13 protein-coding genes are annotated in these 17,409 nt (G+C 37.2%); all 13 read left to right on the top strand.

What is annotated here, in order from left to right; translation table 11 throughout:
- Positions 1-103 precede the first annotated feature (103 nt).
- Positions 104-904, top strand: coding sequence for an ATP-dependent sacrificial sulfur transferase LarE (gene larE, locus K9V48_RS10610; protein WP_224138973.1), 801 nt, complete (start codon positions 104-106; stop codon positions 902-904).
- A 267-nt stretch (positions 905-1,171) separates the two neighbouring features.
- Entirely contained in the window at positions 1,172-1,678 is a 507-nt protein-coding gene (larC2, locus tag K9V48_RS10605) for a nickel pincer cofactor biosynthesis protein LarC2 (protein ID WP_308012551.1), read from the top strand.
- Positions 1,679-2,040: 362 nt separating this feature from the next.
- The gene (locus K9V48_RS10600; RefSeq protein ID WP_224138971.1) at positions 2,041-2,538 is read left to right on the top strand and encodes a TRAP transporter small permease; all 498 of its coding nucleotides are present in this window, start codon (positions 2,041-2,043) and stop codon (positions 2,536-2,538) included.
- A gap of 1 nt (position 2,539) precedes the next feature.
- Positions 2,540-3,835 (top strand): TRAP transporter large permease, encoded by a 1,296-nt coding sequence (locus tag K9V48_RS10595; RefSeq protein WP_224138970.1) that lies wholly within the window; start codon positions 2,540-2,542, stop codon positions 3,833-3,835.
- Between the two features lie 50 nt (positions 3,836-3,885).
- A complete protein-coding gene (locus tag K9V48_RS10590) occupies positions 3,886-4,908 on the top strand; it encodes a TRAP transporter substrate-binding protein (RefSeq protein WP_224138969.1) in 1,023 nt (340 codons plus the stop codon).
- A 96-nt stretch (positions 4,909-5,004) separates the two neighbouring features.
- Positions 5,005-6,873, top strand: a complete 1,869-nt coding sequence (locus K9V48_RS10585) for a sensor histidine kinase (RefSeq protein WP_224138968.1) — start codon at positions 5,005-5,007, stop codon at positions 6,871-6,873.
- Positions 6,845-7,606, top strand: a complete 762-nt coding sequence (locus K9V48_RS10580) for a response regulator transcription factor (protein ID WP_224138967.1) — start codon at positions 6,845-6,847, stop codon at positions 7,604-7,606. Before K9V48_RS10585 ends, K9V48_RS10580 begins: the two co-directional genes overlap by 29 nt.
- 452 nt (positions 7,607-8,058) lie before the next feature.
- Complete coding sequence (locus tag K9V48_RS10575) at positions 8,059-10,455, top strand: glycoside hydrolase family 3 protein (RefSeq protein WP_224138966.1); 2,397 nt, start codon at positions 8,059-8,061, stop codon at positions 10,453-10,455.
- A 237-nt stretch (positions 10,456-10,692) separates the two neighbouring features.
- Positions 10,693-13,065 carry a glycoside hydrolase family 3 protein gene (locus tag K9V48_RS10570; protein ID WP_224138965.1) on the top strand — a complete coding sequence of 791 codons (2,373 nt, stop codon included), beginning with the start codon at positions 10,693-10,695 and terminating at the stop codon, positions 13,063-13,065.
- 312 nt (positions 13,066-13,377) lie between these two features.
- Positions 13,378-14,223 carry a helix-turn-helix transcriptional regulator gene (locus K9V48_RS10565; RefSeq protein WP_224138964.1) on the top strand — a complete coding sequence of 282 codons (846 nt, stop codon included), beginning with the start codon at positions 13,378-13,380 and terminating at the stop codon, positions 14,221-14,223.
- A 63-nt stretch (positions 14,224-14,286) separates the two neighbouring features.
- On the top strand, positions 14,287-15,174 hold the full coding sequence (locus K9V48_RS10560; protein WP_224138963.1) for a sugar phosphate isomerase/epimerase family protein: 888 nt from the start codon (positions 14,287-14,289) through the stop codon (positions 15,172-15,174).
- Between the two features lie 2 nt (positions 15,175-15,176).
- Entirely contained in the window at positions 15,177-16,337 is a 1,161-nt protein-coding gene (locus K9V48_RS10555) for a Gfo/Idh/MocA family protein (RefSeq protein WP_224138962.1), read from the top strand.
- A gap of 65 nt (positions 16,338-16,402) precedes the next feature.
- Entirely contained in the window at positions 16,403-17,407 is a 1,005-nt protein-coding gene (locus tag K9V48_RS10550; protein ID WP_224138961.1) for a Gfo/Idh/MocA family protein, read from the top strand.
- The last annotated feature ends 2 nt before the right edge of the window (positions 17,408-17,409 follow it).

The following is a 17,409-nucleotide window of genomic DNA, read 5'->3' as shown; positions in this document are numbered from 1 at the left end:
GTTGACGGTGGATTCGGAAGCATGACCATCTAATCCTAGGTAATGATAGAGATTTAAAATTAATACACTCTAGAGATGATGTTTAGTAAGAAAGGAGAAGACAATGATAAACGAAAAATATCAGAAGTTAGTGTCGATTCTCCGAGAAATGAACTCAGTCGTTGTGGCATTTTCTGGCGGGGTAGATAGCACATTCTTATTAAAAGTCGCTGTCGATACATTAGGCACTGACCGTGTATTAGCTGTGACCGCTGATTCTGAAACCTATCCATCCAGTGAGCTATTAGAAGCGAAGGAATTAGCTAAAAAGATTGGAGCAAATCATCGTGTGATTGAAACGTCCGAATTAGCGATTCCAGGCTATACAGAGAACGATAAAAATCGCTGTTATTTTTGTAAAAGCAGTTTATTCGAGCATTTAATGCCCTTTATGGAAAAAGAAGGGTTTCAAAATGTTGTCTACGGCGTCATTGCGGATGACCTCAATGAATTTCGTCCTGGAATGAAAGCAGCCAAGGAGAGAGGCATACATGGACCGCTACAAGAAGCAAACCTCTTCAAGGATGAAATTCGTGAGCTTTCCCGTGAGTTTGACTTACCAACTTGGAATAAGCCTTCGTTCGCTTGTTTATCATCACGAATTGCATATGGTGAGAAAATTACGATTGAAAAGCTAACAAAGGTAGAAAAAGCAGAAGCCTTTTTAAAGTCGCTGTCGATTCGACAAGTACGGGTACGAACGCATGAAGAAATCGCAAGGATTGAAGTCGAGCCAGACGATATGAAAATCGTTTTAGAACATCATGAATTGATTTCAAATGAGCTAGTAAGTTACGGCTATAAATATATTACATTAGATTTAATCGGTTATAAGAGTGGTAGTATGAATAAAGTTCTTTTATAATAGTAAAATGGCCTTGGGGTATCCAAGGCTTTTTCTTAATATCAGAATTTATAAGTTTAGACTTCGAGAATTGTCCAGCGCAAGCGTCCTAGCCCCTCTCGGGTCTAAGCCACTAAGAATTGAAGGCAAAGAACACCTTCTATTCCTTAGATTCTTATTTGCCCGAGGCTGAACAAGGCGCTTGCGCTTTTCTTAATTAAGAAAAGGTGACGGTTAACGCAATAGATATTTTCGGGAAAAATCAAGTTAGTAAGAATATTTGTGGTAATAGTCCAATCAATGAGAGGGGCATGTATATTGAGCACTCACCGTCCTCCTAACGAAGAGCATCTTGATGATGAAATGATCAAAATGGAAGTGAATCTTGATGACATTTCAGGAGAGTGGCTTGGTTATGTAATGGATTTACTTTTCGAGGCTGGAGCAAATGATGTCTTTTATTCACCGATTTATATGAAAAAGAATAGACCCGGGATCTTACTTCAACTACTTTCTTCTCGTAGTAATCTTAATAGGATGAAGGATATATTATTTAAAGAAACTACGACGCTTGGGATAAGATATTATCCTTTAACAGTTCATCGGCTAGAAAGAAGCTTTAAAGAGATATCAACTGAGTGGGGATCAGTGACAGTGAAAGAGGGCTTTCTCGCTGGAGAGCTCGTCCAAAGATCACCAGAATTTGACGATTGTAAAAAGATTGCCAGACAACATAATGTACCTTTGAAAAAAGTATATGAACAGGTATGGAAGAAGTTCGAAAATGAAAGTTGATTTATCCCGCGTTAACGGGCAGTAAATCTCTTACCTCTAAGCTTGAGTAATCAAAGAAGCGAAGGTGGGGGATATAACTGCCCGTAAAAGCCCGATAAGTCTCGCTAACCATCAGTGGGGGATAAAGAAACCCCCACATGGAAGTGTCTCGCTTTATCCCATACTTAATGGGGAGTAAAACCCCTAATTATTTCTACACTACTAAGTTCCACAACACCTAGATCTATTTTCCTATTCCTTTTTTCTTAAAACCTAAAAAAATCACAAAATTCTCTAAAAAACGTAATATTCCAAAAAGTTAAAATATTATTTACAATTAAATAAATGAAAACGTTTTCTGGTGAAGAGGAGGGGAGATAGAAATGAAGTTTATCATAAAGATAGGTAAATTTATTGATAGTGTATTTGAAAAGTTCGCGCTCGTTTCACTTGTTGGATTAGTGCTTATCGTCACAACCCAAGTTATGACTCGTAAATTATTTAACTTTGTCTTTTTTTGGTCAGAAGAGGTCACGTTGTTGTTGCTGGCTTGGTTCGCTTTAATGGCGATTGCCATTGGGTTTCGCGAGAATATTCATTTGGGGATTGATTCGTTTACGAACCTTTTCTCTAAAATCTTCAATAAAGTGTTAGATAAAATTATTAGTCTAAGTATTTTCGCTTTTGGTTTGTATCTAGTCGTTCAAGGTTGGGACTTTACCGTATTAATGTTTGATTCAACCCTTCCGGCTACAAAACTTCCAAGTAGTGTTACGTATATCGCCATGCCAATTACTGGAGTCATGATCTGTGGATATGCGGTATTACAATTATTCAATATCAATACAACGCGGCATAAAGACATAGAGGAGGGTATGTAGGTTGGATACAAACACCATTGCAATTATCATTTTAATCTCAAGTTTTATCTTATTAATACTACTTCGTTTTCCAATTGCATTAACGCTTATTATCTCGTCCTTGGTAACCGTTATCTATTTAGGTGTGCCATGGGCAGTAATTGGTCAGCAAATGACTCAGGGAATGAACTCCTTTTCATTACTCGCCATTCCATTTTTTATTCTCACTGGACAAATTATGAGTGAAGGTGGACTTGCACATCGAATCGTGAATTTAGCTCGATTATTAGTCGGACGAGTTCGCGGCGGTTTGGCGATGGTAAACAGTGTGGCATCTTTGTTTTTTGGTAATATTTCCGGATCTGCAGTAGCAGATGTTTCTTCTGTCGGATCAGTGATGATTCCGATGATGAAAAAGCAGGGCTATGAAGCAGATTATTCTGTTGGTGTAACGATTGCTTCAGCGATTCAAGGGGTAGTTGTGCCGCCGAGTCACAATTTGGTTTTATATTCATTAGCAGCTGGAGGCGTCTCGATTGCGAGCCTGTTTATGGCGGGAATCGTACCAGGAGTGATTATGTTAATTGCCCTTATGACAACAGCTTATATTATCGCAAGAAAACGCGGATATCAAAAAGCAGAACCTGTTCCAAAGGCTGAAATTGGTAGCGTTTTACTTCATGGGATCTTATCATTAAGTCCTGCAGTAATTATTTTAGGTGGCATCTTGAGCGGTTGGTTTACTGCGACTGAATCAGGAGCATTAGCTTGTTTATATTCTTTTATTCTAGCATTCGGCATTTACAGAGATGCTCCTCTAAGGAGCCTTGGGAAAATATTGATCCGTACTTTAAGAACGGTTTCAATGGTCTTTTTCTTAATTGCTGCTTCTGCAGCCTTCGGTTGGATTTTAGCTTATTTGCAGGTACCGGCAATGGTAACAGACTTATTCTTATCTGTATCTGATAATCCACTTGTCATATTATTGATTATTAATATTTTATTGCTACTTCTTGGTGCACCAATGGATATGGCACCGATGATCTTAATTATGACGCCAATCCTACTTCCGGTCGTTACAAGCTTTGGAATGGATCCGGTTCATTTTGGAATTGTGCTTATATTAAACGCTGGGATTGGGTTAATCACACCGCCTGTCGGAACCGTACTGTTCGTCGGCTGTGCAATTGGAAAGGTTTCGATCCAACAAGGTACAAAAGCGATGCTTCCATTTTTCTATGCATTATTAATCGTTCTGTTAATTATCACTTATATTCCAGAGGTTGTCATGTGGCTTCCAAATATGTTAGCTAAGTAATGGATGGAATAGGTGGATATATAATTAAAAAATCAAAGGGGTGTCTAAGAATGAAGAAAAGAAAGATTGCAGGTTTGTTTGCAACAGTATTAATGGCTGGTTCTGTACTAGCTGCATGTGGAAATAAAGAGTCATCAGAACCAACAGCAGGATCCGAATCAGAAAAGGCGGAGTATACATTCCGTTTAGCTGATAACCAACCAGCTGATTACCCAACGGTTATTGGCGACAAAAAATTCGCTGAGTTGGTTAATGAGAGAACGGATGGCCGTATCAAAATTGAAGTATTCCCTTCTGCGCAACTTGGTGATGAAAAATCAGTTCTTGAGCAAGTTCAGCTTGGAGCAATTGATTTTACAAGAATTAATGCTAGTCCGTTAGCAGAATTTAATGATCAGTTTTCAGCACTAAATCTTCCATATGTATTTGATAGTGATGAGCATTTGTGGAATTTTCTTGAAGGAGAAGCAGGGAAAAAATTACTTACAGATCTAGAGCAATCAAAGATGAGAGGTTTAGCTTATTACGATTCAGGATCTCGTAATTTTTATTCAACAAAACCATTAAAAAGTATTGAGGATTTAGAAGGGCAAAAAATTCGTGTGCAGCAAAGTAAGATTAATATCGATCTTCTTGATGCTTTAGGAGCAAGTGCTACACCTATGCCATATGGTGAAGTATTTAGTGCCCTGCAAACAGGGATTATTGATGGTGCGGAAAACAATCTACCAAGCTTAGATTCTTCTAACCATTATGAGGAAGCTAAAAGCATCATCATGGATCATCACCAACGTATTCCTGAAGTATTGTTAATGAGTAAGGCAACTTGGGATAAACTATCAGATGAAGATAAAGAGATTATTCAACAAGCCGCAACTGATTCTGTCGTCACTCAAAAAGAAGCATGGGCTAAGTTGGAGCAGGAATCTGAGAAAAAGTTAAAAGAAGCAGGAGTTGAATTCATAGAAGTTGAAGACATTACTCCTTGGAAAGAAGCAACGAAAACGGTCCTAGATAAATACGGAAAAGATTATCAAGAAGTTTTAGATGCAATTGATGAAGCGCGACCATAAATAACGAAACTAGACCTGCTCGGTCATTTACCGAGTGGGTCTTTTCAGTTAAGATGATGAGTAACAGGAGAAATTATTCATAGGGAAGGTCGAACAATGAAGTCAAAACGAAGTAAGGTCATTGAATTTTTTGAGCGTTACCTTTTATTGAAGAATCGCTCTTTTATGACAAAGCTAATTGTATTCGCTAGTTTATTGATTATTATTCCGGTTTCTTCCGTAGGAATTATTTCGTATCAATATTCAGCAGCCGAGTTGGAGGAAGAGGTTAGACAATCGAGCCACCAAGTCATTGAGCAGGTAGAGTCACATATTGAATATTATTTACAAGACTTCGAGATTACCAGTCTACAAATTATCAACTCTCCTGAAGTCAATCAGTTTCTTCAAATGGATTCCTTAGAAAACCAACATTCCCAATTTATTAAAGAGTCGCTCCGAGATTATTTAGAAACGCAAGAATATTCAAGAGCAGATATTTCAAATATTACGGTTCTTTCCGACCACGGGCTTGTAATTGATACGCTTGGAACAGAAAATTATTATCCAGCTTCCAATATGAAGGAAGAATATTGGTATTCAGCTGTTCCCTATCAATCCAGGACGATGTTAGTGAGCAGAACGGTAAAATTAAAAGATAAAGAACAACCTGTGATTTCGCTTGTCAGGCGCTTGTATAATCCGAAAACGATAGAGCCAGTGGGAATGCTGGTGATTGATATCAACTTCAGAAGAATTGAAGAAATTGCAAAGAAAGTAACGGTTAGTAAAAATGGAATCTTTTTTATTTTAGATGCAAAAGGACATTATGTTTATCATCCTGATTTTTCAAAGTTAGGGAAAAAAGCTGAAAGAAATCTAAATGCAAATTGGCCATCAGAAGAAAGTGGATCTATGGTCTTGAAAAATGAACAAAGAGATTTCATAACCTATACGCAGTCTCAAAATCTTGGGTGGACGTTTTTTACAGCGGTTTCATACTGGAGTTTAACCGAAGGTATCAGACATATTGGCCAAGCGATTTCCTGGACGATTGTGATTTCCTTACTGATTGCTTACTTGCTTGGCTCTGGTTTTGCTACATCGTTAATTCGCCCGATTCGCCGATTACAACATTTTATGAAAGAAGTAGAAACAGGTAATCTAAATGGACGAGTCGTCGTAGAATCAAAGGATGAAATTGGACAGTTATCGGCAAGCTTTAATCATTTAGTGTGCAAGCTTTCTCATTTGATTGAAGAAGTGTATTTTTCCAAGTTAAGAGAAATAGAAATGTCGCTTAAACAAAAAGAAATTGAATTAAAGATGCTGCAATCACAAATGAATCCACATTTTTTGTATAACTCACTTGAAACAATTAGGGGCATGGCATTAGAGGAAAATCAAGAACATATTGCAACGATGTCATCAATGCTTGGGAAGCTCCTTCGCTATAATCTTAAGAATAATTCAGCTACCGTAACCTTAGAAGAAGAAATGAAGTTTTGCGAAATGTATTTGCAAATTCAAAGCTTTCGTTTTGAAGATCGTTTTGAACATACGTGGGATATTCCACAATGGGCAAGGAATCTTCAAGTCGTAAAGTTCTCACTGCAACCGATTGTCGAAAATTGTTATGTGCATAGCATAGGCTGTAATGTAAGGAAAATTACGATAAATATTGCTGCGTTTCGTAGTTCTAAAACTTCTATTGTGGTTCAAATTTCAGATAATGGCGTTGGCATTCCCGATAACATAGTAAAAGAAATAACAAAGAAAATGGAACAAATGACAACGTCTAATAATGGAATGAACATCGGAATCATCAATGTGCATCAACGAATTCGGAATTTATTTGGGTCAGAATATGGAGTTTCCATTGAAAGTAATAAAGGAGTCGGTACAACTGTAAAATTGCATATGCCAATTTTAGAAGATGAAAGTGAGGGGGGATTGGATGAAAAAGATTTTGTTAGTAGACGATGAAAGATGGGTTCGTACAGCGCTTAAATGGACAATTACTAAACTAAATCTCCCAATACAAGTAGTCCACGAATGTGAAAATGGATTAGAGGCTCTTGATTGGATCAAGCATAATGAAGTGGATTTAGTATTAACCGATATTCGAATGCCGATTATGGATGGACTTTCGTTTGTGAAGGAGCTTGATTCATTTAAAGAAAAACCAGATGTTATTGTCATCAGCGTACATGATGAATTTCAATTTGTCCAAAAGGCACTTCGGAGCGGTGTATTCGATTATTTACTTAAACCAATCGAAGATGATGACTTAAGGTTATGTCTCCAAAAGTGGCTCGAAAAACGAAAAGAAGAGATAAAGAACCTCGATTCTTCATTAGATGTAGAAGATCTTCCATCCTCAACAATTGATCGGGTTTTAGCATACATTGAAAGAACACCATTATCCCAGATTACACTCAAAGATGTGGCAAACAATGTTCATATGAATCCAAGTTATCTAAGTCAGTTATTTAAGCAACAATTAAATAAGAAATTTGTTGATCATATTACTGAACTTCGAATTGAAGAAGGAAAACGATTATTAGTAACTACATCTTTAAGAATGTCTGAAATAGCCGAACGAGTCGGATATTCGGATTTAGCCTATTTTAGTAATAATTTTAAAAAGATAGCTGGATGTTCTCCATCAGATTTCCGAAAATCCAGACTTCAACTAGTAAAAAGCAATCATTCATAAAGAACGATAAAAAAGGAGTTTAGTAGTGAGTCTATTGACTCTTTTTTTTGTTATCTTAAAAAAACACAAAAATACCTAAAAAATACCGCTAATCTGAATTTGATCTTTGACTATATAATGAAATTTAATGAAAGCGTTTACCTATTTTATTATTTTTATTTAATGCAGTAATTATCAGTTTCGAACTACAAACTTTTTTCTATTAGGGTCATATCCAGATTGAAAATACCCTTTTAACCTGGATATGAAGGTGATCTATTAATAAATTCTATCTATAATTTTCGGAATATTCTTACTAAACAAAGTTCAACTAAGGAATTTTATTGATAGATTTTGGACAAGCTCAAATTAAATATTTTCATTACCTTTTATTGTTTAAGGGGGGTGGTCTTGTTAGAAATAATTAATTAAGGAATGATTAATTTATTTAATAGGGCAAAGGGGATGAAATAATGGCTTCAGTTGTAAAAAAAATAAGAAAAGGTAAAAAACTGAGAAAAGTCATGACAGCTACACTTGCTTTATCATTGTTAGCTCCAGTTATGGTGCCACAAGCAAGTGCTGCAAATAGTAATGAAGACTTAGGGTATGTAGAGCCAGGTACGAATACGAACCCTGGGGACTCAGGAGCAAACACGAATACATACCGTGTATTAGCTAACAAGAAAACTGGTCAACCAGAAATTGAAGCGGCAAATAAAGGGGTGCTTAAAGTAAAGGGGCTGCAGTTTAGAGATTTAGATGGAGACAAGTCTCTCGACACGTATGAGGATTGGAGAAACCCTGTTAAAAAGCGGGTAGCCGATCTCGTATCAAAGATGACACTTGCTGAAAAAGCAGGATTGATGCTAATTAACACACATACTCCGATAGCGAACCCAACTGATGGTCGATATGTATTAGATAATGATCCGCTAATTGTGCAAAAAAATATGAGATATGTTATCTTCCGCCAAACTCCGACTGTAGATGTTATCGCAAAATATACGAATCAGCTACAAGAATTAGGTGAGGCTTCAAGATTAGGTATCCCGGTTGTCGTCACTTCAAACCCGAGGAATCATGCGTCAACAGATTACACGAATATTTCAGCTAGTGAGGGGCAACATTCATTTTGGCCGGGTCCACTAGGATTTGCAGCAGCGGGCGATGAGGAAGCAGTAGGGGAATTCTCAGAAATCGCTGCACAGGAATGGAGAGCTGCTGGAATTCGTAAAGTCTACGGGTATACGGCTGATATCGCTACAGACCCACTATGGGCAAGAATTGAAGATACATTTGGTGAGGATCCTAAAGTTGCTTCAGATATGATTTATAACGTTATCAAAGGTTTTCAAGGCGATAAACTTGGTACAGACAGTGTTGCAATTACAGTGAAGCATTTCCCAGGTGGAGGAGCACGTGATAATGGTTTGGATCCTCACTTTGTGGAAGGTAAATTCAATCCATATCCAACGGAAGGAAGTATGCTTAAGTATCACATTCCACCATTTAAGGCAGCTATCAAAGCAGATGTATCGTCTATCATGCCTTATTACGCATATCCAAGCAATGATAGTGCTGATCAAGGATTGCCGTGGTTTAGTAAAGACCAGCAATTTGAAGAAGTTGGCTTTGCACTTAACAAAGCAATTTTAGATGGCTTCTTACGTGGAAAACTTGGTTTCAAAGGATACGTTAATTCTGATACTGGTGCAGTTGGCAATAATGCTTGGGGTGCCGAGTTTTTAACCCCTGTAGAAAAAGTTGCGAAAGCAATAAATGCAGGAACAGATATCATTTCTGGATCATCTGACCCTTCTCTTATCGTCAAAGCAGTCGAACAAGGCTTACTAAAAGAATCGGTAGTGAACGAATCTGTATCATTATTGCTAACAGAAATGATGAACTTAGGTCTTTTTGAAGATCCTTATGTAGATCCACAGCATGCACTTGATGTTGTAGCTAATCCAAAAGCACAAGAACTAGCATATGAAGCACATCTTAAGTCAATCGTTCTATTACGCAATGATAATAATCTATTGCCTTTGAATGATGCAAAATTGAAAAATGTAAAACTTTATGTTGAGATGTTCCCTGGTGGAACGGATGGAGCGAGTACTAAGGGGTTAATTGAGACAATTAAAAAGCATGATCCTACTATCACAATCACGAATAAACTTGAGGAAGCAACACACGCGTATATTTATGTTAAACCTGTTCAATCTAACTGGGATAATAATCCACGAATTACTGTAGGTCCTGAAACAGGCATCACGAATGTCGATCGAATTATTAGTATTCAAAAAGCAGTTCCGACAATCACTGCGGTCAACATGACCAACCCATGGGTACTTGATCAAATTGAACCAAATGCAGCAGCATTTATCAGTACTTTTGGTACTAAGGCTGAGGCAATCGTTGATGTTATTCGTGGAGACTTCAATCCAACTGGAAAACTTCCATTTGCCCTTCCTGCTAGTATGGCAGCAGTGGACAATGAAGTCGGCGATGTTCCTAGTTTCGCACCAGAAGAAGATGCATCTTATGCTTATCTTGCAAAAAGTGGAGATGCATACGCGTACAATTTTGGTCTTTCTTATGACTCGAAAGATGGACAAACAACGATCAGTGAGCTGAAACAGCTTATTAACGAAAAGCTCTCAAAACACGGGTATCAAAAATCTCTATTAAACCAAATCGAAAAAGCAGAAAAATACTTGGCTTCAGGTAAAACTGCACGCGCAATTTCAACTTTGAATGACACGAAGAAAAAAGTTGATAAATTACCGAAAAAACATGTAACAAATGAAGTTAAGCAGGAAATTAATCAGGCAATTGATGAAGTAATTGCCAATCTAAAAAAGTGAAGACTAAATAAAGTGGTCGGGCCGCTAGTATTTATACTAGTAGCTTTATTTTGTACTGTGTCATAGTAAACGATAATAAGAAAGAGTTTAATAGTTAGCTTATTGACACCCTTTTTGGTGGTGTAAAATACCTTTAATTAATCTATGAAACAATTTTAATCAGAATACAGGGAGGACGTTGTGTTTTAGTAATTTAATTGAATAAAAGTACTTATCTAAAAGAAGGGAAGGAAAACAATGTCTTCAATTTTGAAAAAGTGGAGAAAAGGTAAAAACATAAGAAAAGTCATGGCAAGTTCACTTGCCGTTTTGCTGACAATTCCGCTCATGGCACCACAGGCAAGTGCTGCAAGTAAAGGAAATGCTGACATGGAAGTCGAGACACGCATTAAAGACACGCTTAAGATTAAGGGGAAAGAGTACAGAGATTTAAATGACAACGGAAAATTAGATTCTTATGAAAACTGGACGCTTCCTGTTGATAAGCGAGTAAAAGATCTAGTCTCAAAGATGACACTTGAGGAAAAGGCAGGAATGATGCTTATTTCCTCACACTATATGAATGAGAGTGCAGAAGGAGATAACTTACTTAGTGAGGCAGACCGTTGGAGTGAAACGAATCGCTGGGCTCAACCAGGTGATCCTAATTATGAATTTGATGAACCAGTTCTCGATGCGTCAGGGACTACAAACGGTATCCTTGATCGTAATTTGCGCTACTTCATTATCCGTCAAAACCCAAGTGCGGATGTTTTAGCAACATGGATTAATCAAATACAAGAAGTAGCAGAGAGATCAAGATTAGGTATCCCAGTTGTCATGACATCGAACCCACGGAATCATATCAATACAAGTAAGACATTTGGTATTAGTGAGTCTGTAGGCGAATTCTCTGTTTGGCCGGGTGAATTAGGACTTGCCGCAAGTCGTGATACTGAACTTGTGAGGGAATTTGCAGAAACTTCTGCACAAGAATTTACGGCAAGCGGAATTCGTAAGGGCTACATGTATATGGCGGATATTATCACAGACCCATTATGGACAAGAACTGAAGGTACCTTTGGAGAACATCCTGAGCTTGCAGCAGATATGATTCGTGAAATTGTCTTAGGTTATCAAGGCAAGGAACTTGGTCCAAATAGTGTTTCTCTAACAACGAAGCATTTCCCTGGTGGAGGAGCCCGTGACGATGGGAAGGATCCACATTATTTGAATGGTCAATTCAATCCGTATCCAACTGAAGGTAGCTTACTTAAATATCACATTCCGGCTTTTAAGGCAGCAATTGAGGCGGGAACAACGTCTATCATGCCTTATTACGCGTATCCGAGTAATGAACATAGTGCGCCTAACCAATTAGGAAATGGAGAAGAATTTGAAGAAGTTGGATTCGCGTATAACAAAGCTATCATTGAAGATTTATTGCGTGATGATCTTGGTTTCAAAGGTTATGTTAACACCGACACAGGTATCACTACATCAATGCCTTGGGGTGTTGAAGAGTTAACCAAGGAAGAGAGATATGCAAAAGCACTAGACGCAGGAGTTAATATTTTCTCTGGAGAAGCTGACCCGACTTATCTTATCAATGCAGTTAATGATGGTTTGGTTAAAGAAAAGAGACTAGACGAATCGGTCACATTCCTGCTGACTGAAATGATGCAATTAGGGCTGTTTGAAGATCCTTACGTAGACCCAGAAAATGCGCTCGCTGTCGCAACTAATCCAGAATCACAGGAACTAGCGGATGAAGCGCATCGTAAATCAATTGTTCTATTACGAAATGATGATCATTTATTGCCATTGAATGATGATAAAATTGAAGAGATTAAGCTTTACGTCGAGATTTTCTCAAATGGAGATGATAAAGAGAATACTGCAGGATTCATAGAGTCTATTCGTAATTATGATAAATCTGTCACAATTACGAATAATATTGAGGAAGCAACACATGCATTTGTTTGGGTCCGTCCTAGCACACCAAAGGCTAGTAATCCCCAGTTGACAATAGGGCCAGAAAATGGAATCGATGATGTGGATAGAATTAATGAAATTCAAGATACTGTTCCGACTATTCTTGCATTAAACATGACGAACCCATGGTTGATTGATAATGTGGAAGGAAAAGCAAAAGCTGTCATAAGTACTTTTGGGGTGAAACCTGAGGCGATAGTTGATGTCATTCGTGGAAAATTCAATCCTACAGGGAAACTTCCGTTCACAATTCCTGCTAATCAGGAAGAATTAGACAAAGAGAACGGAGATGTTCCTGGTTATGATGAAGATCCTTCTTATGTTTTCCGTGATAAAAATGGTGTAGCATACGCGTACAATTTTGGTCTCTCTTATGATTCGAAAGATGGACAAACAACGATTAGTGGGCTGAAACAGCTTATTAACAAAAATCTCTCAAAACACGGGCATCAAAAATCTCTCTTAAACCAAATCGAAAAAGCAGAAAAATACTTGGCTACCGGTAATACTTCACGTGCAATTTCAACGTTGGAAGACTTGAAGAAGAAGGTCGATAAATTACCAAAAAAACATGTGCCAAATGAAGTCAAACAAGAGATTAATCAGGCAATTGATGAAGTAATTGCCAATCTATAAAACAAAAGGTAACACAGCAAAGGCCACTAGCATTTATGCTAGTGGCCTTTGCTGTGTTGGAAACCTCACTTATCTAAAAGCTATTTTTACGAAACCTTTCCCCTTGAGTTGCTTAATACATAAACATAGAATAAAGTTGCCATACTAAAAAATATAAAGTAGATATTGGAAGAATTAGGATTAGTTGATTGTTGATCGCTTACAAAAAGCACTCTCAGTCAATTTATGATAAAATTCAAACAGTTTCAGGTAACGTAATCAGAACAATTTTGGTATAAACTAATAGTAGTTTCATTGAAAGGATTGATTCATTTGAATGGAACGCTGCTTGTAAGCTACCGAATGCAAGGACTGGGTGGGCACTCGTATGACTACCATTCACATCAAGAGTATGAGGTTTATTTTTTCCATTCTGGATCATGTAGGTATTTAATTCATAATCAAATTTATGATTTAGAACCTGGGGATATTTTGCTCATGGATGGCTTAACTTTGCATAAACCGAATATTAACCCAAATAGTGAGTACATTCGAAGTGTCGTTCACTTTTCACCACATTGGATTAAAGGTTTACTAGTAGAATTAGGTAGTATGTATTTAATTGAGGTGTTTCAAACACTTCACCATTGTTTAATTCGAACAAATGGCAATGAAGAATCGAAACGTTTAGAAGAAATAATTCGACGTCTCGATATGCTGCAGAGGTCTCCAGAACTTCATGATAAGTTTGCAGAAACTGAAATGAAAGTGCTTTTATTACAAGTGTTGATTAGTGTGCATCGTCTTGGAGAGGTGGAATCGATTAAAATTCCGAATCAAAAAGGTGACAAAGTAGAGCATGCTGAAAACATAGCCTCATACATTCAGTTAAATTACATGAAAAAAATGACGCTGGAATCGATTTCTGAAGCACTTAATTTAAGTAAGTCGTATGTATCACATGTATTTAAAGAAATGACAGGGTTTACAGTGATGGAGTATGTCATGGGGTGTCGGTTAACACAAGTGAAATATTCGCTTGAAATGGAACCGAATAAAGCTTTACATGATATTGCTCATGATTGTGGCTTTGAAAGTGCATCCCATTTTAGCCGGTATTTTCGAGAGAAGATGGGCGTTACAGCAAAAGAGTATCGTCGATTACGTCTAAAAAAGTAGATAAAGGGAATGTTTAGAAAGTGCAAATTTTATTACATTCCAGCAAGGGAGGAACATTCATCAATGAATAAAGACTTAAAGATTTCAGGATTTTCAGATGAAATTTCGTCTGATTTTGATACCCAATTAGAAGTAGTAACAAAGCTAGGCATGAATTATATTTCATTACGAGGAATTGATGGAAAAAACATTGGCGATTATTCCGTAGATGAAATAAATGAAAATGTACTACCACGTTTACAAAAAGCAGGTGTAAGTGTTTCTTCAATCGGATCACCAATTGGTAAGGTGTACATTAATGATGAAGATGGCTTTACAAACCAAAAGATTATGTTGGACACGCTTTGTCAAATTTCCAATCTATTAGATTGTAAATATATACGTATTTTCAGCTTCTATATCCCTAAGGGTGAGGATGCTGATCAATATAAAGATGATGTTATAAGCAAACTAAGGGAATATGCAGCAATTGCAGAAAAATACAATGTTATTTTAGTGCATGAAAATGAGAAGGATATCTATGGTGATATTGCACGTCGTTGCCATGAGATTTTAACGCTTGTTGGTTCTCCGTACTTTAAAGGAATTTTCGATTTTGCTAACTTTGTGCAGTGTGGCGAAGATACTGGGGCGTGCTACGATCTGTTAAGAGATGAAATCGTTTATATCCACATCAAGGATGCTGTAACAACCGATAACGAAAACGTTGTGTGTGGTACTGGAGAAGGAAAAATACCTGAGCTTCTAGCACAATTTATTAATAGCGGCTACAAAGGCTTCCTAACACTTGAGCCACATTTAGTTCGATTTGATTCCTTAAAGGATTTAGAACTTGAGGATGCAACAGAAATTATTAAGGATAATAAAGAACTTGATGGTGAAGGTGGATATAAACTTCAGTATGAAGCTTTACTTGAAATTCTAGAAAAAATTGAAAGTGAGGAGAAATAATAATGAAACAAGTTAGATTAGGTATTATTGGTATTGGTGCACAAGGTGGAACTTACGCTGGATTTATCTCAGAAGGAAAAGTTAAAAACATGGTAATTGGAGCTATTTGTGACATTGACCCTGCTAAAAAGGAGATGTGTGCAGAGAAATATCCAAATGTTCCATTCTATGATAATTATATTGAAATGCTTGAGAGTGGTGATGTTGACGCAGTTGTTACGACTGTACCACATTACCTTCACCCAGAAATGGGAATCGAGGCGTTAAAAAGAAATATCCACACATTACTAGAAAAACCAGCTGGTGTTTATACAAAACAAGTAAAAGAATTAAACGAATTTGCAGCAACAAAACCTGAATTGACATTTGGTGTTTTCTTCAACCAAAGAACGAATCCACTTTACCAAAAATTGAAAGAACTTATTGATAATGGTGAAATTGGTAATATTCGTCGTACAAACTGGATCATTACAACATGGTGGAGACCACAAGGTTACTACGACCAAAGTGCATGGAGAGCAACTTGGGGCGGTGAAGGTGGCGGTGTCCTTGTAAACCAAGCACCACATCAAATCGATTTGCTTCAATGGATTTGTGGAATGCCTAAAAAAGTATATTCTAATGTGAAATACGGCTACCAAAGAAATATCGCAGTTGAAGATGAAGTAACAACAATACTTGACTACGGTAATGGTGCAACTGGTGTATTTATTACAGCTACGCATGATATTTTGGGTACTGACCGTTTTGAGATTTTGGGCGATAAAGGAAAAATCATTGTTGATGATAGCAAAAAAATTACAATCAAACGACTTAACACACCTGAGCCTGAAATGAGCGCTACGATGAGTTGGGCAGATGTAATGAAAATTTTCACTGGTCAAGGCCCATCAGAAATATCTACTGAAGAAGTGATTGAGTTTGAAAGCGTATGGGGTGCTCAACATTGCTCTGTATTAGAAAACTTTGCTGCAAATATCTTAGATGGTACACCTTTAATTGCACCAGGAAGCGATGGTATTAATGGTGTTGCATTAGCAAACGCAATCCATCTTTCAAGCTGGTTAGATAAAGAAGTAGAGCTTCCAATTGATGAAGAGCTATACTTTGCTGAATTAACTAAAAAGATTGAAGAAGAAAAAAAGAGTCCTGTTAAACAATAACGAAATAAAATCAAAAGAGCTCATGGCCACCTAGGTCATGAGTTGTTTACAAAGGAAGTGCTCTAATGCTGAAAATAGCCGTAATTGGTCTTGGGGATATCTCTAAAATTCATTTACCAGCTATACAAGCTAATCCAAGTGTTGAGTTAGTAGCTGTATGTGATCGTGATGAAACATTAAAGGATAACGTACCTGGTGTGAATTTTTATACCGATTATCACGAGATGCTAGAAAAAGAAGCATTGGATTGTGTTCATAATCTTTTGCCCCACTATCTTCACTACCCAGCAACGAAGGCTTGTGTCCAAAAAGGAGTTCATGTTTTTCAAGAAAAACCTTTAGGATTGAACACTGAAGAGGGATTAGAACTAGTCAAATTAGAGGAAGCCAATAAGGATATTAAAATTGGTGTATGCCTTCAAAACCGCTATAATGAATCCTTTGAAAAGCTGCAAGAGATTGTGAATAGTGGAGAATATGGCAAAATAATTGGTATCAAAGGGTTAGTAACCTGGTTTAGACCAAAATCTTATTATGATGTTAAACCGTGGCGGGGAAAAATGGAGTATGCCGGTGGAGGGGTTATGATTAACCAGGCGCTACATACTCTCGATTTAATGCAACTGATTGGCGGAGAAATTGCGTCCATAAGAGGGACTGTTGATCAGTTATTGGATTATGGCATTGAAGTAGAAGACACGGCTACAGCCAATATTAAGTTTAAAAACGGTGCATCAGGATTGTTCTTTGCGACGAATGCGAATGCAGGAAATTCCAGTGTTGAACTTCAAGTCGTCTTTGAAAAGGGAAAATTCACAATTAAAGACAGCACTCTTACTAGACTAAATGAAAATGGTAAGAAGGAAGAAATCATGGAAGACCGAAAGCTTCCTGGTACAAAATTCTATTACGGTGCAAGCCATACAAAAATAATTAATCACTTCTATTCTTGTATAGAAAATGATACTCAAGATTATGTTCACGCTAAAGATGCACTTACATCGATTCAAATAATTGATGCAATTCTTAAATCGTCCGAATTAAAACAAGCAATGACAATGGAGGGGTAAAC

This window comes from Metabacillus rhizolycopersici (assembly GCF_020075705.1).
This window is presented reverse-complemented; position numbering and strand designations above follow the sequence as displayed.

Bases quoted from the DNA above. Each gene is read 5' to 3' on its own strand.
- larE (WP_224138973.1), top strand. From the start codon at position 104: ATGATAAACGAAAAATATCAGAAGTTAGTGTCGATTCTCCGAGAAATG.
- K9V48_RS10600 (WP_224138971.1), top strand. From the start codon at position 2,041: ATGAAGTTTATCATAAAGATAGGTAAATTTATTGATAGTGTATTTGAA.
- K9V48_RS10590 (WP_224138969.1), top strand. From the start codon at position 3,886: ATGAAGAAAAGAAAGATTGCAGGTTTGTTTGCAACAGTATTAATGGCT.
- K9V48_RS10585 (WP_224138968.1), top strand. From the start codon at position 5,005: ATGAAGTCAAAACGAAGTAAGGTCATTGAATTTTTTGAGCGTTACCTT.
- K9V48_RS10580 (WP_224138967.1), top strand. From the start codon at position 6,845: ATGAAAAAGATTTTGTTAGTAGACGATGAAAGATGGGTTCGTACAGCG.
- K9V48_RS10575 (WP_224138966.1), top strand. From the start codon at position 8,059: ATGGCTTCAGTTGTAAAAAAAATAAGAAAAGGTAAAAAACTGAGAAAA.
- K9V48_RS10570 (WP_224138965.1), top strand. From the start codon at position 10,693: ATGTCTTCAATTTTGAAAAAGTGGAGAAAAGGTAAAAACATAAGAAAA.
- K9V48_RS10560 (WP_224138963.1), top strand. From the start codon at position 14,287: ATGAATAAAGACTTAAAGATTTCAGGATTTTCAGATGAAATTTCGTCT.
- K9V48_RS10555 (WP_224138962.1), top strand. From the start codon at position 15,177: ATGAAACAAGTTAGATTAGGTATTATTGGTATTGGTGCACAAGGTGGA.
- K9V48_RS10550 (WP_224138961.1), top strand. From the start codon at position 16,403: ATGCTGAAAATAGCCGTAATTGGTCTTGGGGATATCTCTAAAATTCAT.